The 21606-nt window shown below is 65.0% G+C and carries 22 protein-coding genes and 1 tRNA gene; 7 read left to right on the forward strand and 16 right to left on the reverse strand.

Annotation, left to right across the window (positions count from 1 at the left end; all coding sequences use genetic code 11):
• Window positions 1–4: 4 nt before the first annotated feature.
• The 4 genes from kdpC to kdpF are packed head-to-tail and all read right to left on the reverse strand — an operon-like array spanning window position 5 to window position 4605.
• Window positions 5–634: a potassium-transporting ATPase subunit KdpC gene (kdpC, locus tag K8R92_00295; protein MCE9618334.1), complete on the reverse strand. Its 630-nt coding sequence runs from the start codon at window positions 632–634 to the stop codon at window positions 5–7.
• The gene (gene kdpB / locus K8R92_00300; GenBank protein ID MCE9618335.1) at window positions 631–2682 is read right to left on the reverse strand and encodes a potassium-transporting ATPase subunit KdpB; all 2052 of its coding nucleotides are present in this window, start codon (window positions 2680–2682) and stop codon (window positions 631–633) included. Before kdpB ends, kdpC begins: the two co-directional genes overlap by 4 nt.
• Before the next feature lie 31 nt (window positions 2683–2713).
• Window positions 2714–4516 (reverse strand): potassium-transporting ATPase subunit KdpA, encoded by a 1803-nt coding sequence (gene kdpA / locus K8R92_00305; GenBank protein ID MCE9618336.1) that lies wholly within the window; start codon window positions 4514–4516, stop codon window positions 2714–2716.
• Window positions 4513–4605: a K(+)-transporting ATPase subunit F gene (gene kdpF / locus K8R92_00310; protein ID MCE9618337.1), complete on the reverse strand. Its 93-nt coding sequence runs from the start codon at window positions 4603–4605 to the stop codon at window positions 4513–4515. Before kdpF ends, kdpA begins: the two co-directional genes overlap by 4 nt.
• Before the next feature lie 373 nt (window positions 4606–4978).
• On the opposite strand from kdpF, the gene K8R92_00315 reads away from it, so the two are divergent.
• Complete coding sequence (locus tag K8R92_00315) at window positions 4979–5944, forward strand: hypothetical protein (protein MCE9618338.1); 966 nt, start codon at window positions 4979–4981, stop codon at window positions 5942–5944.
• Window positions 5945–5956: 12 nt separating this feature from the next.
• Here K8R92_00315 and K8R92_00320 read toward each other — a convergent pair whose 3' ends face one another.
• Genes K8R92_00320 through K8R92_00330 form a run of 3 tightly spaced genes read right to left on the reverse strand, consistent with a single transcriptional unit; the run spans window position 5957 to window position 7079 of the window.
• Window positions 5957–6442, reverse strand: coding sequence for a hypothetical protein (locus K8R92_00320; protein MCE9618339.1), 486 nt, complete (start codon window positions 6440–6442; stop codon window positions 5957–5959).
• Window positions 6435–6878, reverse strand: coding sequence for a hypothetical protein (locus K8R92_00325; GenBank protein ID MCE9618340.1), 444 nt, complete (start codon window positions 6876–6878; stop codon window positions 6435–6437). Before K8R92_00325 ends, K8R92_00320 begins: the two co-directional genes overlap by 8 nt.
• 9 nt (window positions 6879–6887) lie before the next feature.
• Window positions 6888–7079: a hypothetical protein gene (locus K8R92_00330; protein ID MCE9618341.1), complete on the reverse strand. Its 192-nt coding sequence runs from the start codon at window positions 7077–7079 to the stop codon at window positions 6888–6890.
• A 170-nt stretch (window positions 7080–7249) separates the two neighbouring features.
• On the opposite strand from K8R92_00330, the gene truB reads away from it, so the two are divergent.
• Window positions 7250–7960, forward strand: a complete 711-nt coding sequence (truB, locus tag K8R92_00335) for a tRNA pseudouridine(55) synthase TruB (GenBank protein ID MCE9618342.1) — start codon at window positions 7250–7252, stop codon at window positions 7958–7960.
• Here truB and K8R92_00340 read toward each other — a convergent pair.
• The 5 genes from K8R92_00340 to K8R92_00360 form a co-directional block, all read right to left on the reverse strand.
• Window positions 7887–8480, reverse strand: a complete 594-nt coding sequence (locus K8R92_00340) for a signal peptidase II (protein ID MCE9618343.1) — start codon at window positions 8478–8480, stop codon at window positions 7887–7889. The two genes, truB and K8R92_00340, sit on opposite strands and share 74 nt — an antisense overlap.
• A 71-nt stretch (window positions 8481–8551) precedes the next feature.
• The gene (locus K8R92_00345; protein MCE9618344.1) at window positions 8552–9031 is read right to left on the reverse strand and encodes a TraR/DksA C4-type zinc finger protein; all 480 of its coding nucleotides are present in this window, start codon (window positions 9029–9031) and stop codon (window positions 8552–8554) included.
• A gap of 477 nt (window positions 9032–9508) precedes the next feature.
• Entirely contained in the window at window positions 9509–10486 is a 978-nt protein-coding gene (locus tag K8R92_00350) for an acetyl-CoA carboxylase carboxyltransferase subunit alpha (protein ID MCE9618345.1), read from the reverse strand.
• 19 nt (window positions 10487–10505) lie between these two features.
• Window positions 10506–11528 (reverse strand): glycosyltransferase family 9 protein, encoded by a 1023-nt coding sequence (locus tag K8R92_00355; GenBank protein ID MCE9618346.1) that lies wholly within the window; start codon window positions 11526–11528, stop codon window positions 10506–10508.
• On the reverse strand, window positions 11525–12289 hold the full coding sequence (locus K8R92_00360; GenBank protein MCE9618347.1) for a phosphotransferase: 765 nt from the start codon (window positions 12287–12289) through the stop codon (window positions 11525–11527). Before K8R92_00360 ends, K8R92_00355 begins: the two co-directional genes overlap by 4 nt.
• Before the next feature lie 123 nt (window positions 12290–12412).
• Here K8R92_00360 and proC point away from each other — a divergent pair, with 123 nt between their 5' ends.
• Complete coding sequence (proC, locus tag K8R92_00365) at window positions 12413–13258, forward strand: pyrroline-5-carboxylate reductase (protein MCE9618348.1); 846 nt, start codon at window positions 12413–12415, stop codon at window positions 13256–13258.
• Between the two features lie 34 nt (window positions 13259–13292).
• Here the strand turns inward: proC and K8R92_00370 are convergent, their stop codons facing one another.
• From K8R92_00370 to K8R92_00380, 3 genes are all read right to left on the reverse strand, one after another.
• A complete protein-coding gene (locus K8R92_00370; protein ID MCE9618349.1) occupies window positions 13293–14396 on the reverse strand; it encodes an ABC transporter permease in 1104 nt (367 codons plus the stop codon).
• Entirely contained in the window at window positions 14393–15361 is a 969-nt protein-coding gene (locus K8R92_00375; GenBank protein ID MCE9618350.1) for an ABC transporter ATP-binding protein, read from the reverse strand. The genes K8R92_00370 and K8R92_00375 overlap by 4 nt, the downstream gene beginning before the upstream one ends.
• Before the next feature lie 71 nt (window positions 15362–15432).
• Window positions 15433–16104, reverse strand: a complete 672-nt coding sequence (locus K8R92_00380) for a hypothetical protein (GenBank protein ID MCE9618351.1) — start codon at window positions 16102–16104, stop codon at window positions 15433–15435.
• A 169-nt stretch (window positions 16105–16273) separates the two neighbouring features.
• On the opposite strand from K8R92_00380, the gene K8R92_00385 reads away from it, so the two are divergent.
• A complete protein-coding gene (locus K8R92_00385) occupies window positions 16274–18325 on the forward strand; it encodes a UbiD family decarboxylase (protein MCE9618352.1) in 2052 nt (683 codons plus the stop codon).
• 26 nt (window positions 18326–18351) lie between these two features.
• Complete coding sequence (locus K8R92_00390) at window positions 18352–18909, forward strand: NADH-quinone oxidoreductase subunit C (GenBank protein ID MCE9618353.1); 558 nt, start codon at window positions 18352–18354, stop codon at window positions 18907–18909.
• A 45-nt stretch (window positions 18910–18954) separates the two neighbouring features.
• Here K8R92_00390 and K8R92_00395 read toward each other — a convergent pair whose 3' ends face one another.
• Window positions 18955–20550 carry an HD domain-containing protein gene (locus tag K8R92_00395; GenBank protein MCE9618354.1) on the reverse strand — a complete coding sequence of 532 codons (1596 nt, stop codon included), beginning with the start codon at window positions 20548–20550 and terminating at the stop codon, window positions 18955–18957.
• 185 nt (window positions 20551–20735) lie between these two features.
• Here K8R92_00395 and K8R92_00400 point away from each other — a divergent pair.
• Both K8R92_00400 and K8R92_00405 read left to right on the forward strand, forming a co-directional pair.
• Window positions 20736–20809: transfer RNA gene (locus K8R92_00400), tRNA-Arg, on the forward strand.
• Window positions 20810–20865: 56 nt separating this feature from the next.
• On the forward strand, window positions 20866–21600 hold the full coding sequence (locus K8R92_00405) for a sulfite exporter TauE/SafE family protein (protein MCE9618355.1): 735 nt from the start codon (window positions 20866–20868) through the stop codon (window positions 21598–21600).
• The last annotated feature ends 6 nt before the right edge of the window (window positions 21601–21606 follow it).

A 21606-nucleotide genomic window follows, 5' to 3' on the forward strand; every position in this document is an offset into this window, starting at 1 on the left:
CCCATCATCGTATCGGTTCAGTTTGCTTCATCTGATCGAGAGCGAGATTGAGGTCCAGCACGTTCACCACGGACTCGCCAAGCACGCCGAGCTGCCGCGGTTGCGTGTGACGGCGCAGCAGCTCGCGCAACGCGTCCTCGGAAAGCTTGCGTGCCCGCGCCACGCGCGGAACCTGGTACTCGGCGGCGGCCGGCGAGATGTGCGGATCGAGCCCGCTGCCCGAGGAAGTGATCAGGTCGACGGGAACCCCGCCTGCCGTGGCGCGCTGGCAACCCACCGCCGCGTCCGCCGCATGCAGCGCGTCGATGCGCGACTTCACCGCGTCGATCAGCGCCGGGTTGGTTGGCCCAAGATTGCTGCCGCTGGAACCGGTTGATTTGTCGGCGTTGTAGGCCGTGTCGGCCACTGGACTCGTCGCCGACGGGCGGCCCCAGAAGTACCGGGGATCGCCGCTGAAATCCTGGCCAATCAGCTCGGAGCCCACCACCACGTCCCCGCGCCGGATGAGGGACCCATTGGCCTGATGCGGGAACACCGCCTGCGCGACGCCGGTGATCGCCAACGGATAGATGATGCCGGTCAGGACGCTCAACAGGACAAAGAGAACCAGGGCGGGGCGAAGTACGACGATCATGCTGGGCCTCCTCCGACGAACAGGGACACGATCAAGTCGATCACCTTGATGCCGACAAAGGGAACCACAAGCCCGCCCAATCCATAGATGAGCAGATTGTTGCGCAGCAGCAGCGAAGCCGCGACGGCCTTGTACTTCACCCCGCGCAGGGCCAGCGGAATCAGGGCCACAATGATCAGCGCGTTGAAGATGACCGCGGAGAGGATCGCCGAGGCGGGATTGAGCCCCATGATGTTCAGCGCCGCCAGTTGCGGATAGGTCGCGGCGAAGGCCACCGGAATGATGGCGAAATACTTGGCCACGTCGTTGGCGATGCTGAAGGTGGTCAGCGCGCCGCGCGTCATCAGCAGCTGCTTGCCGATCTGCACGATCTCGATCAGCTTGGTCGGATTGGAATCCAGGTCGACCATGTTGCCGGCCTCCTTGGCCGCCTGCGTGCCGGTGTTCATGGCCACCGCGACGTCGGCCTGGGCCAGCGCCGGCGCGTCGTTGGTGCCGTCGCCGGTCATGGCCACCAGGCGACCGCCCTTCTGATACTCGCGAATGAGCTTGAGCTTGTTTTCCGGGGTCGCCTGGGCCAGAAAATCGTCCACCCCGGCCTCGGCCGCGATGGCGGCGGCGGTGACCGGATTGTCGCCGGTGATCATGACCGTCTTGATGCCCATGCGGCGCAGCTCGGCGAAGCGCTCCTTGATGCCGCCCTTGACGATGTCCTTCAGTTCGATGACGCCCAGCGCCTTGGCGCCGTCGGAGACCACCAGCGGCGTGCTGCCGCGGCGGGAGATTTCATCGACGCACCGGCCGATGAGAGGGGGAAACTCCCCGCCTAGGCGCGTGACATGCGCCTGGATCGCGTCGGCGGCGCCCTTGCGGATCTGGCGGCCGTTGAGATTCACGCCGCTCATGCGGGTGGTGGCCGAGAACGGTGTGAAGGTGGCTCCGAGCTTGTGAATGTCGCGCTCGCGCAGCCCATACTTCTGCTTGGCCAGCACCACGATGCTGCGACCTTCCGGCGTTTCATCCGAGAGCGACGCCAGCTGTGCGGCGTCGGCGAGCGTGTCCTCGCTGACGCCTTCGGCGGCGAACAGCGCGCTGGCCTGGCGGTTGCCCAGCGTGATGGTGCCGGTCTTGTCCAGCAGCAGCACATCCACGTCGCCCGCCGCCTCGACCGCGCGGCCGCTGGTGGCGATGACATTGGCCTGCACCAGGCGGTCCATGCCGGCGATGCGGATCGAGGAGAGCAGTCCGCCGATGGTCGTCGGAATCAGGCAGACCAGCAGCGCCACCAGCACGGTGACCGTGACGGGAGCCCCGCTTCCGGCGGTTTGCACCGCGTAGATCGAGTAGGGCAGCAGCGTGACGCAGGCCAGCAGGAAAATGATCGTCAGCTTGGCCAGCAGAATGTCCAGAGCGATTTCATTGGGAGTCTTCTGGCGCTTGGCCCCCTCGATCAGCGCGATCATGCGGTCCAGAAACGTTTCGCCGGGATCGGCCGCGATGCGCACGATGAGCCAGTCCGACAGCACCGTGGTTCCGCCGGTGACGCTCGAGCGGTCACCTCCGGCCTCGCGAATGACCGGCGCCGACTCGCCGGTGATCGCCGATTCGTTCACGGAAGCCACGCCCTCGATGACCTCGCCGTCGCCCGGAATGATGTCGCCGGCTTCCACCAGGACGACATCGCCCTTGTGCAGCAGCGCGCCGGAAACGAGTGATTGCTCCGCATCGCGCCGTGACGCGGCCAGCTTCTTGGCCATGACATCGCGGCGGGTGCGCCGCAGCGCCGCCGCCTGGGCCTTGCCGCGGCCCTCCGCCATGGCTTCGGCGAAGTTGGCGAACAACACCGTGAACCAGAGCCAGATCGAGATCCAGAAGATGAACGCCGCCGGCGCTTCGCCGCGCCCCACCACCGCCTGGATTCCCAGCAACGTGGTCATGATGCTCACCACCCAGACGACGAACATGACCGGGTTGCGGACCTGCGTCCGCGGATCAAGCTTCAGCAGCGCGTCGATGATGGCCTGCCGCACCAGCGGCCAGTGAAACATTGTGGGTTTGGCTTCCATGGCGTCTCCTTGCTCAATGCGACATCGCGAGGTGTTCGACGATCGGCCCCAGCGCCAGGGCCGGAACGAAAGTCAGCGCGCCGACGATGATGACCACGGCGATCAGCATGACCACGAAGACGGGCGTGTGGGTGGGCAATGTTCCCGCGGTCACCGGCACGGACTTCTTGGCCGCCAGCGAGCCGGCCACCGCCAGCACCGGCACGATGATCCAGTAGCGGGCGAAGAACATGCACAGCCCCAGCGCGAGGTTGTAGAAAGGCGTGTTGGCGCTCAATCCGCCGAACGCCGAGCCGTTGTTGTTGCTGGCCGAGGAAAATGCATAAAGGATTTCGCTGAATCCGTGCATGCCCGGATTGCCCGTGCCGCCGGTTCCCTGCGGCAGCAGCACCGCGACGGCCGTGCCGATCAGGACCAGGGCGCAGGGAACCAGCACCGCGATCGCGGCCATCTTCATCTCGAAGGGCTCGATTTTCTTGCCCAGGTATTCCGGCGTGCGGCCGACCATGAGCCCGGCCACGAACACCGCGACAATGACGAACATCAGCATGCCGTACAGGCCCGAGCCGACGCCGCCGAAGACCACCTCGCCGAGCTGCATCAGCCACATCGGCACCAGGCCGCCCAGCGGCGTGAAGGAGTCGTGCATCGCGTTGACCGAGCCGTTGGAAGCTGCGGTGGTTGCCGTCGCCCAGAGCGCGGAGTTGGCGATTCCGAAGCGGGCTTCCTTGCCCTCCATGTTGCCGCCGGGCTGGAGAACCGAGGAAGCCTGATCCACGCCCAGCGCCGTCAATTTCGGATTGCCGGATTGCTCGGCGATGACGCAGGGCAGCAGGAGCGCCACGAATATGACCGTCATCGCCGCCAGCACCGCCCAGCCTTGCCGCCGGTCGCCGACCATTTCGCCGAAGGTCCAGCACAACGCGCCGGAAATGACAAGGATCGCCAGCACCTCGAGGAAGTTGGACAGCGGCGTCGGATTTTCGAAGGGATGCGCCGAATTCACATTGAAGAATCCGCCGCCGTTGGTGCCCAGTTGCTTGATGGCGATCTGCGACGCCGCCGGGCCAAGTGGCAGCGTCTGGTCGGCGACCGCAACCGACGTGGTCTGCGGCTTCCCGTCCGATCCGTTGACGGCGTTCCCGTCCGCGTCCTTCACTGGATTGTCGTAGCTCAGCGCATGGGTCAAAGTCACCGATTGATAGGGCTTGAATGTCTGCACCACGCCCTGCGAAACCAGCACAACCGCCAGCACGATCGACAGCGGCAGCAGGATGTACAGCGTGCTGCGGGTCAGGTCGACCCAGAAATTGCCGATGGTCCGGCTCGAGCGCCGCGCCAAGCCGCGAATCAGCGCCACCAGCACCGCCATGCCGGTCGCCGCGGAGACGAAGTTCTGCACGCCCAGGGCCAGCATCTGAGTCAGGTAGGACATCGTGGTTTCGCCGCCGTAGCCCTGCCAGTTGGTGTTGGTGGCGAAGCTGACCGCGGTGTTGAAGGAGGAATCAGCGGTGACCGCGGAAAATCCCTGCGGATTCAGCGGCAGCATTCCCTGCAGCCGCTGCAGTGCGTAGACAAAGAGAAAGCCGATCGCGTTGAAAACCAGTACCGCCACCGTGTAGTGCCTCCAACTCATTTCATCGACGGCGCGCACCCCGCCCAGGCGGTACACCAACCGCTCGATCGGCCCCAGCAGCCAGCCGAGTCCGCAGGGTTTGCCTTCGTACACGCGGGCCATGAACCAGCCCAGCGGCTTGGCAAGGGCCAGAAGCGCGACGATGTAGAGCAACAATTGCAGGGTGCCATTGAGAGTCATTGGAACCACTCCGGTTTGAGAAGGGCGCAGGTGAGGTAGACCAGCAGGCCCAGAGCCACGATCGCGCCGATCAGGTAGATCCAGGTCATGGCCGGCCTCCCGACTCCGGCGGCATGAGCCGCCGGCAAAGCGCGATCAGGCCGCAGGTGGCGGCGCAGCAGGCAAGAAAAATTCCGAGGTAGATGATGTCGTCCATGTGAGTTTCCGTGATTGCTGGAGTATGGACCGCCTGACCGGACTTGTCGCTCAATGCGACATCAATTCCAGGGCGCCTCGCATAAGGATTTCATAAAGACTATCTCGGTTCGGCGCGCACCGTATTGATGCGCCGCTTATGCAAAGCACGGGTCATTTTGCGCTCCGTTGAGCGACATGGTGCCGTTTGCGGTGCATACTGCTCACTCGCACATTGAGTCCGTGCCGCAGGCGGGAGCCGGCGACGCGAACCGCAGGAGAATGGCCATGAATACTTCACGCATCCGCAATTCCGTTGACTCGAGTTTGTTTTGGGGTGTCGCAGCCTTCATCTGGCTGGCCGTGTTCGTGCTTATCGCCAGCGCCGTGAACGCTCAGGACTCGCTGGCACCCAACGAGGAAATCGTCGCGACGACCAAGCCCAAGCCGGACGACGGGGAGCCCGGCAAGACACAGCCGCCCGCGACGAACGCGGGTCCATTCGCCCTGCAGCTCAACCTGGATTTCACCAACGCCTACTTCTATCACGGCATCCTGCAGCAGAACCAGGGCCTCATCGTCCAGCCTGCGTTGAAGCTGAATGTGACCGTATTCAAGCAGGACGATCTGCAGATCGACGGAATCCTGGCCACCTGGAACAGCTTCGGGCAGAACGCCGGCACGCAGACCAGCGCCCTGCAGAAATACTGGTACGAGTGCGACCTCATCGGCGGCTTCGTGCTGACCAAGGGAAAGTTCAGTTTCACGACCACCTACACCTTTCTGACGGCTCCCAGCAACGCCTACCAGACCGTGCAGGAACTTGATTTCATCTTCGCCTACGACGACAGCGATCTGCTCGGAAAGTTCGCCCTGCATCCCTACGCGCTGGTGGGAATCGAAACCGGAGCCAATGCCTCCAACGGCACCCAGCCCGGCTCCTACCTTGAAATGGGCATCGCGCCGGGGTTCACGCTGGATCTGGACAAGACACCGGTGACCTTGAGCTTTCCGCAAACGGTCGGCCTGAGCCTGCACGACTACTATCAGAACGCCGCCGGCAGCAACAACACTTTCGGATTCTTCCAGACGGGAGTGAAGGCGTCGCTCCCGCTTCCCTTCGGCGATCGCTATGGCAAGTGGACGCTCAATGCTGCGGTATCGGAAATGTTCCTGGGCACCAACACCACGGCCTTCAACCGCGGGCACGACACGCAGTTCATCGCCACGCTGGGAGTGCAGGTGAATTTCTGATCGGGCGACGCACTATTGCGTCAGCCACAGCGCGAGCAGAATCAGGGCAAGCACCAGAGCGTGGACCCCCCAGACGGCCCCAGCAAAAGCGCCCTGGCGGCGCGCCGTCCAGGACATGATCCGTTGACGGTGGCGGTACATCAGCCAGACCGACGCCGCGCTGAGCATGCCGAAGCCGTCGGCAATCATGAGCGCCCACACACCTCTGTCCACAGCCGATCGGTTGATGATGTTCCCGAGGATCGGAATCATGACGAACACAGCGGCCACGCCCGAGAAACACCCGGGCGCCATGGCAAGCACCAGCCATCCGAAGCGGGCCCGCGGTGTGCCGATCTTCAGGATCAGCGGCTCTCCGCATTCCGGGCACTTGGCACTCTTGATGTCGCGGAGGTCGTGGCCGCAGCGAGGGCAGGGAACCGAGCGGCCCTTGAGGAAGGCGAGCACTTCGGCTTGCGGATCGTGGAGAGGCTGGCTGGTCATCGGATTATCACTCATGAACGAGACCTTTGGTTCGATTTTTTCCAACTCCCGCCTGCTTCCAGGAGCGCCAATCCTCCGCGATCTCGAAAGGTCGTCCGCACTCGGGGCAGAGGCCGCTTTCACCAAGGCCGCTGACATCGTGCAGGCAGCCGGTGCAGATGCGGCCGTCCGCTGCGGCGTAGGCCCGCTTGATCCGCCGCAATCCTTTCCACACGGCAAAGAGTGCGATCATGATGGAGGCCCACAAGATTCCAATCCGCAAGTACACGTTGAACCAATATTGCGATGGATTCGCGGCGAGCAGCGCGACTCTTGCGTTGGGATCCTGAAATGCGTCCCACGTCGCCCCTGTCACTGAAATGCACAAGGGCAGCAGCCACCACCAGACCAATCGCCGAACCACCAGCGGTCTGCTGGACCACGGCTCGTAGAAAGTCCGTTGGAATTTCATAGGCAGGGCCTACGAATTCTTGATCTTGGTGATGCGCCCGACGAATCCCAGCAGGATCATCCAGGCCACGATGAGGGCGATGACCACCAGGACGATGGTTCCGCTGCCCTCGGCTTCGTGAATCAGGTCCGTGGTTTGCTGGCGGGTGGACTCCGATTTCGGCGCCGATTGACAGGCGGCCAGGATCAGGGTCGCGATCATCGACACTCCAACGACCCGGCTCGGCAAGTTTTTCGACGCGTGGATGAGTCTGTTCATGGCGGTGTTGCGGCCTCAGAAGCCTGGCGGAAGATATCACGAAAGCGCCCGCGGGCGCACTTCCTCCGCGGCCCTGAATCCCTCGCAACCCTAGACTGCGGCTCCGGCATCGCATGTCCAAGCCCTCCACCACTTCCCCAAGCGGCATTTTGATCGTCGACAAGCCGGCGGGCATCACCAGCATGCGCGCCGTCGAGATGGTCCGCCGCGGCATGGGCGGACTGCGAACGGGCCACGCCGGAACGCTCGATCCGCTGGCGACGGGCGTGCTCATCGTCGCCGTCGGCTCCGCCACGCGCAGCATCAACACGTTGATGGATCTGGAGAAGCAGTACGAGACCGAGATCGACCTTTCCGCCACCACCCCCACGCTCGACGCCGAAAGCGAGCGGGTCGAGTCACTGCGCAGCTCGCCCGCCCCGAGCGCCGACCAGGTGCACTCCGCGCTGAGGCAATTCATCGGCACCTATCCGCAGATGCCCCCCTCCTTCAGCGCCAAGAGCATCAATGGGCGCCGCGCCTATGACATGGCCCGCAGCGGAGAAAAGGTCACGCTCGCCGCCAAGCCGGTGACGGTGCACGAGCTTTCCATGCTTGCCTTCGAGTGGCCGGTCGTGCGGCTGGCGATCCGCTGCGACAAGGGCTTCTATGTCCGAAGCCTGGCTCACGATCTGGGCACGGCCCTGGGCGGTGGCGGCTACTGCCTCTCGATTCGGCGCACGGCCATCGGACCCTTCACGCTGGCGCAGGCTATTGCACTGAAGCAGGAGGCGCTTCCGAATCCTTCGCAACTTTTGGCGTTTCCTCCCGGCGCTGCGCGTTGATCAGCAGGATCGCCATGCCCAGCAGCAGCATGGTGTCGGCGCCATTGAAGATCCACGGAAAGAGCTCGGTGCTGCCGCCGGGCCAGTGCAGCCCGAAGGGCAGATGCCAGCGCGGCGTCATGAAGAGGAAGTCGCGGACCGCGCCATAAACGAGGCGGTCGTAGAGATTGCCGATGCCCCCCGCGAGGACCAGGCCGATGCCGATGTGCGCCACCCGGTTCTTGGCGGCGGTCCACCAGCCGAAGATCCAGAGCGCCGCCATCACCGCGATGATGGTGAAGGCGATGAAGACCATCCGGTTCTGCTGTCCCATGCCGAAGACCGCGCCGTGGTTGAGGACCAGTCGAAAGTCCAGCAGATCCCACGGCAGCGCCTTGACGCCCGCATGGAAAGGAAGCCGATAGGAAGGATTGCCCGCGATGTCGTCGTAGGCGAGCGTGATGGGCTGGTCGGAGACGCAGCGGAAGGCCCAGCTCTTGGAGGCGAGGTCGATCGTCAGCCCCGCCGCAAACACAAACAACAAAGTCCGCCACGCCGACGGGGACCGGCACGCGGGCACGAATGGTGTTGGGGTTGCCTCCGCGTCCGGGCTCAACGAGTCACGCCTCGCTCGATCATGCGCGCCGCCTCGACGGTGTACTTGGCGAGGGGATTCGCGTCCAGGCGAGCCTTGGGGATGGGCTTGCCGGTGAGCTGGCAGACGCCGTAGGTCTTGTCGTCGATGCGCGAGATGGCCTCGTCGATCTCCGCCAATTTCACGCGGTCGCTCGCGGCGAGATTGAGGGCGAACTCCTGGTCAAAGGTGTCGGTGCCGACGTCGGCCATGTGCAGCGGCATGTTGCTGAGATTGCCGCCGTTGGAGCGCAGGGCCTCGTCCTCGAGACCCTCCACACGGCCGATCAATTCGTTGCGCCGCGTGATCAGGATGCCGCGGTGCTCGGCGAGCTCCTTCGGCGTCAGTCGCGTCTTGATGCTCAGGATGTCAATCTCCTCGGCGGCCTTCTCGCGGTCGCCGGCGGGAAGCTTCAGGCGCTTCTTCTTGCCCTTGGGCATGCCCTTGCTGCTGAGCATGCGGACGCGGCGCCCGTTGATCACCACGTACCCGGCCTGGTCGGCCTTCTGCGTGATCGCGGTGGCGGCGACCGATCGTGCGGTCGACATGTCGATCTTCGGCGTGCGCTTGCCCTTCTCCTCGGGCGGTATCTGCTTGGGCATGGGGCGCGGCGCGTTCTTGCCGATGGGCGGCGGCGGCACTCGGTTGGGATGCTTCTTGGTCGGCGGCGGCGACGGGTAGGCCGGCTTGGCGACCATCTTCGAGCTCTTGACCACGGTGACCTTGGATTTGTGCGCAGATTTCTTGGAGCTCTTGGCCTGTGAAACCGGTGACTTCTTCTTGGCGGGCTTCTTGTTCGACTTCTTGCTTGGCACAACAAATTCCTCTATGCAGGTGTTTTGAACCGACTTCGCAGTGGAGCGCGGCTTTTTCTCTTCACGTTGAAGGGTGTGCGATTGTCCTTGTTTGGCCCTGCCAAGTCAACCGACGCCTTTTCAGGTCGCCGTGCCGCCCTGGTGCGAGCCGATGTTGCGGATTTTCTCGAAGCGGAGACGGACCAGCGTGTCGGGGGCGAGGTGCTGCAGCTCGCGGATGGAATCAACCACCCAACCCTGCAGCCGCTCGGCGGTCGCCTGGGGATCGCGGTGGGCTCCGCCGTTGGGTTCGGGAATGATCGCGTCGATCAATCCGTTGCGCAAGTTGCACTCGGCGGTCAGGGCCAGGGCCTGCGCCGCGGAGTTGTTGGTCTGCTCGTTGGCCTTTTTCCAGAGGATCGCGGCGCAGCCTTCGGGGCTGATCACCGAGTACCAGCTGTGCTGCAGCATGGCGATGCGGTCGCCCACGCCGATGCCCAGAGCGCCGCCCGATCCGCCCTCGCCGATGACGACGCAGACGATCGGCGTGCGCAGCCGGCTCATCTCGCGCAAATTGACCGCGATCGCCTCCGCCTGTCCGCGCTGCTCGCTGTCGAGTCCTGGATAGGCGCCGGGCGTGTCGATCAGGGTCACGATCGGCAGGTTGAATTTCTCCGCCAGCTTCATCTTGAGCAGGGCCTTGCGGTAGCCCTCGGGGTTGGCGCAGCCGAAGCGGCACTTGATCCGCTCCTCGGTGGTGCGGCCCTTGTGGTGGCCCACGACCAGGCACTTCAGGCTGCCGATGCGGGTGAAGCCGGTCACGATCGCCGGATCGTCGCCGAAGCGCCGGTCGCCGTGCAGCTCGCACCAGTCGCGGCAGATCATGCGGACGTAGTCCAGGGTCTGCGGCCGCTGCGGATGTCGGGCCACGCGCACGGTTTGCCAGGGCGTCAGGCTGGCGTAGGTTTTCGTGAGCAGGCTTTCGCGGGCCTGGCGCATGGTGCGCAACTCGTCGGCGAAGCGGTCGGCATCGTTTCCCGCCTCCATCGCCTCGATCTGGATCTCGATCTGGGCGACCGCCTCCTCGAAATCCAGCGTGACTAGGCCTGCTTTGGACATCGGAGCGATTCTAGCAAATTCACCTCTTCGAAGCGCGCCAATGGGCAACGCGATCGAGCACATCCTGCACGGAAATGCGCTCCATACGGCCCTGGCGATGCGCGAAGGTCATCTGCGGCGCCTCGCCGGGCTCGTGATAGGTGTCCACCAGAAGTTTGGGATCGCTGCGCCACGGACCGACGCGAGCCGGACTGTTGTAGCCATAGAGACCGATGACCGGTTTGCCCAGCGCCGCGGCAAGATGCAGCGGGCCGGTGTCGGGAGAGATGACGAGATCGCAGCCGTCGAGAATTGAAACCAGTTTGCGCAGGCCGGAGCCGAGCGCGTTCATGGGCGGATGCTTGCACTCTGCAGCGAGCTTTTCACCCAGCGCCGTTTCCCGCGGCGAATTGCCGCCGACCAGAATGCATTGAAGGCCCTGCGCCGCCAGCGCGTCGATGAGGTCGCGCATGCGATCGGGCATCCAGTCCTTCATGGGATTGCTGGTGCCGGCGACGAGGGCGACCCGCGGCGTCGCGACGCCCGCGAAGAACTCGCTCTGCCAGGCGCGCTCTTCCGGCCACGGTCCGATGTTCCAGCGCAGCGGCTCGGACGGCACCTCGATGGCGTCGAGGAACTCAAGAAAGTGCGCCTGCACGTGGTTGAGCGGCTTCGCGGGAATCTTCGCGTTGGTGAAGAGCCAGTTCAGCTCCTTGGCGCGGGCGCGGTCAAATCCCAGCTTGACCGGGCTCCGGCAGAGTGCCGTGATGATGCTGGCCTTCATGTAGCACTGCAGATTGATGACCAGATCGAAGGGGCGGGAATTGAGCTGCTTGCGCAGATTCCAGAATCCGCGCCAGCCTGCCTTGCGGTCGAAGACCAGGATCTCGTCCACATCCTTGTGGCCGCTCACCAGCGCGGCGCCGGGCGCCTGCAGGATCCATGTGATGTGCGCCCGCGGCCGGTGCCGCTTGATCGCCGTGACCACCGGCAGCGCGTGGACCACATCGCCGATCGCGCTCATCATGACAATGCAGATGCGAGGTTGCTCGGAGAGTTTCATGCGCGGGCCTCCACTTCGGAGATCAGCGACGAGACTTGCTCCGCCGTCATGGGCAGATCGCCATGCCGGGCGCGCTTTCGCAGCGAACGCGCGAGTCGTGCTTGGTTGGCCACTCGTGTCCTCGCGACTTGGTCGGGACTCCAGGTCACGTCCTCCACGTCGAGCACATGGGCGATCACCGAGTCGTCCTTGTGGGAAAGGAGAATGTTTCGAGCGTTGAGGTCGCGGTGGCGCAGGCCGCTGGCAGCGCATTGCTCAAGCAAGGTGCGAACCGCTGCGATCGCCCGCGCATGCTGCTGCGGCGATGGCCGGCGGGCCAGAAACGCGATCAGATCCTCGCTGTTCTCCACAAGGACCGTGATGAAGTCCATGCGAAGAAAGGGGCCCAGCGTGTAGAAGGCGACGCCGACGATTTCCGGAGTGGCAATGCCAAGCTGGCGGATGAGATCGGAGTTCTGGATCTCGATTTTCGCACGGTGCTCCCCAACATAACGGTCACCCGCGAAGAACCGCCACCATCCGCCGTGGCAGCAGCGGCGCACCACCAGGGTCCGCGCGAGCGCCGGAGACTTCCACGAGGCCACTGCCCCGCGGCCACGAAATTCTTGACTGCCCGCGGAGGCGCGAGCCAGCTCGATGAGCGGTCCGGTCGAGCCAACGAGGGCTTGCGCGATGGGTTTCACCCACTCAGGACGCAGCCAGCTTGTCCCACAGGGCAGATCGTGCTGCGTGAAGCCGGTTGGTGGCGGGGACTTTTTCAAGAGCGGATCTCGGCGTGCAAGCGGTTGAAAATAGCCCGCCCCATGTGGAAAGTCGAATGAAGGGCGCGCGAGCCATTCGGTTGAACCACAGCACAATGTTGCATTCGAAGGCACAATACAGGAATGCCCAACTCCACCGCGCCGCATGAGCAGGACTCGCACGGCGCCGCCGCACGCCGTCTTGCGGTTCTGGGCTTCGGCAAGCTCGCCTCGGCGCTGGTGCGCGGCTGCCTGGCCACGGGATTTTTGAGCGCGGGCGAGATCGTGGTCTGGGCCCGCAGCGACCGGCGCATGGCCGAGGCGAAGTCGCTGGGGTTGAAGCTCGCCGGCGTCGAAGAGTGCGCGCGGAGCGCCCACGCGCTGCTGCTTTCGGTCAAGCCGCAGTTCTTCAACGAGCTGGCGCCGAGAATTGTGCCGCGACCGCAGGCCACGGTGATCAGCGTGATGGCCGGTTGGAGCTGCGGACAACTCGCACAGCGCCTGAACGTTGCCCACGTCATCCGGGCAATGCCCAACGTGGCCGCAGAGGTCCGCGCCGCAGTCACGGCGCTTTCGATTCCGGAATCCTGCCCCCCTGCTTCGCGCGACTTCGCCGTGAAACTCTTCGAGTCCGTGGGACGGGTCGAGCTGCTCCACGAAACCCATCTCGACGCGGCGACAGCGATCTCCAGTTCGGGTCTCGCTTACCTCTGCCTCTTCATCGAGGCGATGGAGCGCGCGGCAGTCCGGCTTGGACTTCCCGCCGACGTGTCCAAGAGCCTTTCGCTGGATGTGCTGCAGGGCGTGGCAAAAAGCGTCGCGTCGGGGCGGATCGATCCCGCGGCGCTGCGCGCGAGCGTCACCAGCCCCAATGGAACCACCGCGGCGGCGCTGGCGGTCTTCGAGTCCGGGGAATTCACGCAGCTCATCCATCGCGCCGCCCAAGCCGCGCGCGATCGCGCCGCCGAGCTTGGTCGATCCAACGCCTGATTCCAGTTCGATTTCGAAAATCGCGACCGCGCGGCTAGAAATCACGCTTGGCAAAGAGCCGGCAGCCCAGCCCAATCGTGGCCAGCTCGAAGAGGACGGAGGTGCCCACGATCCAGGAGACACTGCGCGAGCGCTGGTCCTCCTCGATCGCCGCGATCACCATGCTGTCCTTGGCCCGGGTGTTCCCGAATCCCCCCCTGCCCCGTCGCCGCTGGTTCTTCTGGGTCTCGACGGCCGCCTCCTCCTCGTTGTCGTCGCTGAAATCCTTCATGTTGGAGGCTTCCAAAGTCCAGCGCTGAATCAGCGAGGTGGTCTCGTCGGTCTTGGGCAGGATGGTCTTGAAGGCAAACACGATGCGATGCCAATACTGCAGATTGGCCAGCGTCGACTGGTCGCGCTCGAGCTCGGCGTCCAGGTCGGAGACATCGACCTCGGCGTTGACGGCCTTGCGCTTCACCTTCATCGTCTCGATCGCCTTGCACTCCTCCATCTGGGCGATGCGGAAGCCGTTGACGATCGACTCCGCCGAGTTGATCAAGAACAAGAATCCCCAGAAGAGGATGGTCAGCAGCAGCGCCGCGATTCCGGAGCGCGTCACCGTGCCCAGCAGCGCGCTCATCGCGAAGAGGTAGGAATAGAGCAGGGTCACCAGCGGAATCGCCAGGAAGAGCCCGGGCTCCCAGGCGCCGCCGCGGATGCCGATCACCAGGAAACTGGCCAGGCAGAAGGCCGCCACCTGCAGCGCCGTGAAGAGCAGTCCCGCTGTGAATTTGTAGATGTAGAGCCGCCACCGCGGCACGGGCCGTGCCAGCATGTTTTCGACCACGCCGCTGGAGACCATCTCGGGGAACATGCCGGCACTGCTCACCAGGGCCAGCAGGCAGGCGAGCCAGCCCAGCCAGAACTTCACCCCCAGATTGTTGAACATGATCTTGTAGAACTCGGCGGTCGTGAAGGTGTTTGAATTGAAGATTGGAAGCTCGAGCGTGTACCAGAAGATGGTCACGCCGCGCTCGTTCAATCCGACGACGCCGAAGACCGCCACCACCAGCAGCGACAGGATCATCGAGAGCATGAACAATTTCTTGGCGACAAGCTCGCGGTATCCGTCCACCAGGATTGCCAGGAATGCCGTCATGATCCGGCTCCCGGCGGCGGGGCCCGCCCCGTGGCGGGATCGACGACGACCTTCATGAAGAGTTCTTCGAGTCCCTGGCGCATCGGCACCAGGGCCACGATCTCGCCGCCTGCGACGCGCACCGCGTCCAGCGCCGGCTGCACCGCTGCTGCGTCCAGGTCGCCGAACACATATTGATGCGTCCCGTTGCCCGTCGGCGCCGGGGCGATGGTCATGCCTCGGAAGGGAAGGGGCTTGGCGTCGCTGGAGACCCAGCGCACGGTCAGTTCCTGCCGCGAACCTTCGCCTTGCAGATCGACCAGGCTGCCCTGCTTCACCACACGGCCCTGCACCAGAATGGCCACGCGGTCGCAGACCTGCTCCGCCTCGCCCAGCAGATGGCTGTTGAGGAACACGGTTCGGCCCTCGCTGCGCATCTGGATCAGCAAGTCACGGATTTCCACGCGGCCGACCGGATCCACGCCGTCGGTGGGCTCGTCAAGAAAGACAATCTGCGGATCATTCACCAGGGCCGCGGCCAGGCCCGCCCGCTGCCGCATGCCCTTGGAGAAGACATTGACCCTCTTATCCATCCAATTGCGGAGCCCAACGCGCTCCAGCAGCTCGGCGGTGCGCTTTTTCCTTGCAGCGCGCTCGACACCCGAAAGCGCAGCCACGAACTCCACCGCCTGCCGCGCCGTGAGATAGGGCGCCAGCCGGTGCTGCTCGGGCAGATATCCGATTCGGGCGAGCGTCTTCTTGTCGCCGATCGGCCGCCCCAACATGAGGCCCCGCGCCACCGTCGGCCGGACCACGGTCAACAGCACCTTCACCAGTGTGCTTTTGCCCGCGCCGTTGGGTCCCAGCAGTCCGAAGATCTCCCCCGCTCCGACAGTCAGCGCGACGTCACGCAGGGCATGCGTGCTGTTCCCGTACACCTTCGAGATGCACTCGAGGGCAATGACCGGTTGATTCGGGCTCGTCACCACGCGATGAGCATACCGCTCGATCATCCCGGCGGAGGCTTGCGCCCCCGCCGGGACCTCCCTCGAATGCTCTAGCGACAGCGCTGATGGATGCTCGTCTCCAGCGCAGGCTTGCCCAGGGGCCCGCACCATCGGACGTCGAGGATTTCGCCGTTGAGCCGCGTGACCACGACGGGAATCGGCGCATCGACGCGGATGCTCCACGTGCCGAACTCGTTCTCGAAATCCATCGCGCCGAGTCCGCGTCGCAGCGCCGCCCGGACGACGCTCTCCAGGTCGCCGCCGACGATGATCTGCCACTGCTCCGTGCCCTCCATCCGCTCGAAGAGCTCCGCGGTGTCCGCCAGGAAATCGGCGGAAATGCTGAACTCGCCGCTGCCGACGGCCTCCGCCTCGAACTCGTCCACTTCGCCGGAAGGCTGCCGCGCCGTCAGCACGGGCGGCTTCGCGGTCGGCTTCTTGGCGAAGAACTTGCCCTCGACTTCATAGAGGCTCTCCCCTCCATGCTTGGGCACCCATTCCTTGATCGGAAGCCCCTGTTGCGTTTTGCCGTAGTAGTGCACGTCGTAGTTCAACAGGTTCGGAAGCATGTTGGGCCGGAACTCGATTTCCCAATGCTCGACGGTGGTTCCATCCGGGCGCGTCACCTTTTCATAGGTCGTCGTGCATCCGCCCATTCCGATCAAGACACAAACCGAAGCCGTCAGCACGCCGATCGCCGCAATCCATTTCCACTGGTTCATGGTTCTCTCCCTCTAGGTTTTCGATCCGCCGGCGTACGCCCGCCGACCTTGCGGGAACTTTGACCGCATTCCCGGGCGCTTGGGAAAGAACCGCTCTTTTTCCGCGACATTTCGCATTTTGCGAAATGGCATTTGCCCTCCGCGCCGCTTGAGCATTGAATGGACGCCAATGGCAGGGTTCCGCACACTTCAGGATTTTCTCCACGCGCTGCACGCCGCCGGCGAGCTGGTCACCGTGGATGAATCCGTGAGCCCCCTGCTCGACCCGGGCTGCCTGGCCGAGCGGCAGATGCGGCGAAACGCCCCGGTCGCCAGCGGCAGCGCGAAAAGATTCGACCCGGCCCGCGCTTCCATCGGTGGCAGGGCGCTCCTCTTCAACAACATCGAGGGCTGCGACTTTCCGTTGGCCATGAATCTTTTCGGCTCCTGCCGGCGCGTGGAGATGGCTCTGGGCGTCGACGACGATCCGCGCGGCATCGAGGCGATCGCCGACCGCATCGCCAGCCTGACCCGGCCGCAGCCGCCGCACTCGCTGCTGGAACTCGCGCGGAAAGCCGGTGAATTCCTGCCGCTGCTGCGCGTGCCGCCCAAGTCGGTGCGGCATGGGCGCTGCCAGGACGTGGTCAAGCTCGCCTCCCGCGGCGAAGTGGATCTGCGCCGCCTGCCCATCATTCAATGCTGGCCGCTGGATGGGAATCCCGAGGCCGTCGGCCTGCCGATGAGCGCGGCCGCCGCAGGAACCGCAGGAGGCCAGGGCCGCTACATCACCCTCGCCGGCATGCACACGATCCACGCCGACGACCGCGACGTCGAGCGTCCGGCGAGCCACAACATCGGCATGTACCGCAGCCAGCTGCTCGACGCCACGCGCCTGGCGATGCACTGGCACATGCATCATGACGGCGCGAGCCACTGGCGCAGTTGGAAGAAGCTCGGGCGCCGGATGCCCATCGCCATTTGCCTGGGCGGCGAGAGTGTGCTGGCCTATGGCGCCACCGCGCCGCTGCCGCCGGGCATCAGCGAGCTGCTGATGTCCGGCTTTCTCAACGGCGGCGGCATTCCGATGGTGCGGGCGCAGACCGTACCGCTGCGCGTGCCGGCCAACAGCGAGATCGTGATCGAAGGATGGGTCAGCACCGAGTGCGGCGGGATCGACTGGGAGCCCGGCGCCGAGCCGCTGGGTCCCGGCGCCGTCTTCGAGGGGCCCTTCGGCGACCACACCGGCTTCTACTCGATGCCCGACCGCTATCCGATCATGGAGGTCACCGCGATCACGCACGCCCACAACGCCATCTATCCCGCGACAATCGTGGGCCTGCCGCCGCAGGAGGACTACTGGCTGGGCAAGGCCACCGAGCGCATCTTCCTGCCGCTGCTCAAGACGCTGGTGAACGACATCGACGACTACCACCTGCCGCTCTTCGGCTGCTTCCACAACGCCGCCTTCGTGCAGATCCGCAAGGCCTATCCGCTGCAAGGTCGCCGGGTCATGCACAGCGTGTGGGGCGCCGGCCAGATGGCGTGGACCAAGATGATCTGCGTGGTCGACGGCGATGTGAATGTGCACGACGAGGCGGCCGTGCTGCGACGGGTCTTCGAGCGCTGCGATTTTCTGCGCGATGTGGAATTTGCCCACGGGCCGCTGGACATCCTGGACCACGCGGCTCCGGGCCTCGGCGCCGGCACCAAGATCGGCTTCGACGCCACAACGCGGATGCGCGGCGAGGAGGTCCACGGCATCGCCCTGGGCGAGCCGCGCCTGCCCGGCGCCGACGAAGTCCGTCTCTGCCTCGAGTCGATTTGCCCGCACGTGGCGGCCGCCGCCGCTCCCGCATGGGGCCATGGCCGCTGCCTCTTCGTCTCCATCGAGAAGCGCGCCGCCTGCGCCGGCGCCCGCGCGATCGAGAAGATCTGGTCCCTGCTGCCCAACCAGCCGGGCGCGGGGGACTTCGTCGTGGTCGTCGACGCCGGGATCGACCTCGCCGACTGGGAGAAGGTCCTCTTCTTCCTGGCCGCCAACAGCGATTTCGAACGCGACCTCTACCGGCAGGACCGCCGCATCGCCATCGATGCCACCCGCAAGGTTGCCGGCGACGCCCGCAACGGTCACGCCGTCCGGCGCTTTCCCCCGCTGGTCGGATTCGAGCCCTTCACGATCGAGCGGGCCCGGCAGATCGAGTCCGGCCCCTCCTTTCAACGCTCCATTCAATCCCCCGCCTGACCGCGAAGGGCCGCTAAACTGGCGGGATGCCCGCCGCCGCCAAACTCGACCACCCGACGCTTCCGCTGGTGAAGGAGCGCTTCGGTCCCGTCAAATTCCTGGCCACCGAATTCCGCGGGCAGACTTCGCTGGTGGTTCCCGAGTCCCTGCTGCACGACGTGGCCCGTTTCCTACGCGACGATCCGAATTGCCGCTACAACTTTCTCAGCGACCTCACGGCCGTCGACTACCTGGACTATCCGGCCGAGCAGCCGGCGCGCTTCGCCGTGGTCTACAACCTGTGCAGCTTCCAGTTCGAGCGGCGCCTGCGGCTGAAGGTCTATCTGGAGCCCTCGATCGACACCACCGGCATCGAGTCCGATCCGGCGCTCTTTGTCGATTCCGTGACCGATCTCTGGCCCGGCGCCGAGTGGATGGAGCGCGAGGTCTTTGACATGTACGGCATTCGCTTCCGAAACCATCCGGATCTGCGCCGCATCCTGCTGTGGAAGGATTTTCCGGCCCACCCGCTGCGCAAGGATTACCCGCTGCGCGGCCGCGGCGAGCGCGAGCAGTACCAGCGGATCGCCCGCGACGTTTCCTGACCCCCGAATCGGCTGAACATTGAACTCGGCGCGAACCCCGGGCGCTCAGAAGCGCTCGCGGATCGACTTCAGGTCGGCGAAATTCTCCAGGAAAACCTCGGCGATCTCCGGATCAAAGTGCTTGCCGGCCCCCTCGCGGATCGCCTCCAGAATTTTGTCGTCGGTCCAGGGCTCCTTGTAGGCGCGGTGGCTCGCCAGCGCGTCGTAGACATCGGCGATCGCGACCAGGCGGGCGAAGAGCGGCGTCTCCTCACCCTTCAGGCCGCGGGCCTGATGCTTCACGCCCTTGAGCTGCTCCAGAATTCCGCCGACCGAATCCATCTGAATCGGACCCGGATATCCCGTGCCGTCCCAGCGCTCGTGGTGGTAGCGGGCGACGTCGGCGGCGGCCTTCTCCAGCTCGCTCTCGGCCCCGTCGAAGAGCTTGGCGCCGATCACCGTGTGCCACTTCATCAGGTTGAACTCCTCCTCGTCCAGCTTGCCGGGCTTCTTCAGGATGGAGTCCGGAATGCCGACCTTGCCGATGTCGTGCAGCAGCGCCGCCACGCGCAGGATGGAGATGTTCTGGTCGCGCTGGTTGGGCGGCATGTGGCGCTTGTCGGCGAGCAGCTTGTAGAGGTGGCAGGCCACGTCGGAGACGCTCTGGACGTGCACGCCGGTCTCGTGGGGATCCCGGATTTCAACGGTGCGCACCATGCGCATCAGGAATTCCTTGGCGTTGCGTGCCCGCTCCAGCACCAGGCCGGCCAGCAGCGCGAAACTTTCGGTCCGCGCGGCCAGCGGCGTGCCGGTGACGGTCTTGTGTCCGGCGGGATTGATGAGCTGCATCACGCCCAGCGCCGCCCCCTGCGCGCCGATCAGGGGAATGGAGATCATGCAGCGCGTGCGGAATCCGGTCTTCTGGTCAAAGGACTGGTCGAACTGGAAGGGCGAACCCGGCGGCAGGTTGTAGACGTCGTCGATCACCACCTGCTTCTTCTCCAGCACGCTGTGCCCGGCGATGCTCTTGGAGGAAATCGGAATCCTCGCATTCACGATGCCCAGGCGCGATCCCGGCTTGCGGCCCTCCAGCACCAGGTTGCGCGTGTACCAGAGCACCAATTGGTTCTGGTCCGCGACCCAGATCGATCCCGCCTCGCACTTGGAGAATTCCAGCGAGGAGTTCAGCAGCGAATGCAGCAGCAGGTCGACGTCCGTCACCTTCGACAGCTGCTCCTTGAGGATCTGGATCAGGATGTCGTGCTCCTCGCGATCCGATGCCTCGTTCTGCAGGGCGTCGGCCTTCTTGTAAACCGCCTCCTGCTGGCGAAGCGTGTCGAGCATCTGGTTCACGCCGCGGCTCAGCGCCGCGATGTCTTCAGGACCGTCCACCGCCAGCGTGGCCGTGAGATCGCCCTGGGATATTTTCCGGACCGCGCCGCCCAGCGCGTCCAGCGGGCGAAAAAGACGACGGATGTAGAAGTCACCGAGCACGCCAAGGACAAGCATCGCAGGCAGCACCAGCACCAGGATCTCGCCCAGCGTCGGCGCGCGGTCGCCCGGACCTCTTGAACCGAGCTTCAGCTGCAGCGCCCAGGCCAGTGCGATGGCGATCGCCAGCGTCGTGCCGAGCAGCAGCAGCCTGATCCGGTTTCGAAACATGCAAAATTCAGTCTAGGATTCTTTGGAGCGCGTCACAAGGGCAACGGGCCGCGCGGACCATTGAATATCGCGCGCAGGCGTGCCGGCGGCGACGAGCGCCGTACGTGCGGCCGCCAGCATTACAATCATTCGAAGCGGCTCTGCGGAAAGGCGCGGCAAGCGCGGACGCAGCGGATCCGGCGCGAGTCCCGGTAGCTCAGTTGGATAGAGCAGCAGCCTTCTAAGCTGCAGGTCGGTGGTTCGAGTCCACCTCGGGACGCTTCTCTTTTCGCGGTTCGACCGCCGCCGCGCGGCGCCGCCGTACCATCCCTCCCCATGAACAGCGAACTCGCCCTCGCGCTCCTTGTCCTGCTCATCGGCGCGGTCGCCATGCTCTACGCGGGCGTCGGTCATGGCGGAGCGTCGGGCTATCTGGCGCTCATGGCCCTCTTCGGAATGAGTCCCTCCGTGATGCGCCCCTCGGCGCTGGTCCTGAACATCGCCGTCTCCGCCCTGGCCACGGTGGCCTTTGCGCGGGCCGGGCACTTTCGCTGGCGGCTGCTCTGGCCCTTCGTCATCGCGTCGATTCCCTTCGCCTACCTGGGCGGCACCAAGACACTCGACGAAACCGCGTTCAAGGTCCTGGTGGCTGTGACCCTGGCGCTGGCTGCGGCGCGGCTCTTCATGCCGCAGCGCGAGCGGCCGACCAAGCCTCTGCCGATTGCGGACGCGCTGGCGTGCGGCGCGGCGATCGGACTGCTTTCGGGACTCGTCGGGGTCGGCGGAGGCATTTTTCTCACTCCGCTGCTCATCCTTTGCGCCTGGTCGACGCCGCGCGAGGCCGCCGCAGTCTCGGCCCCCTTCATCCTGCTGAACTCCCTGGCCGGGCTCGGCGGTCTGATGGGACAGGGAGTGTCCTTCCCTTCCTGGCTCTGGTGGGCGTGCGGCTCCGCGATCGTCGGCGGATGGCTGGGCGCCCGCTGGAGCAGCCGCTCGGCGTCGCAAACCGGACTGCGGATGGCGCTTGGAGTGGTGCTGCTGATCGCAGCGGTGAAATTCGTCGTGGTCTAGCCACGG

Source organism: Planctomycetota bacterium, assembly GCA_021414025.1.
In the GTDB taxonomy this organism is placed as follows: Bacteria; Planctomycetota; Phycisphaerae; order Phycisphaerales; family SM1A02; genus SYAC01.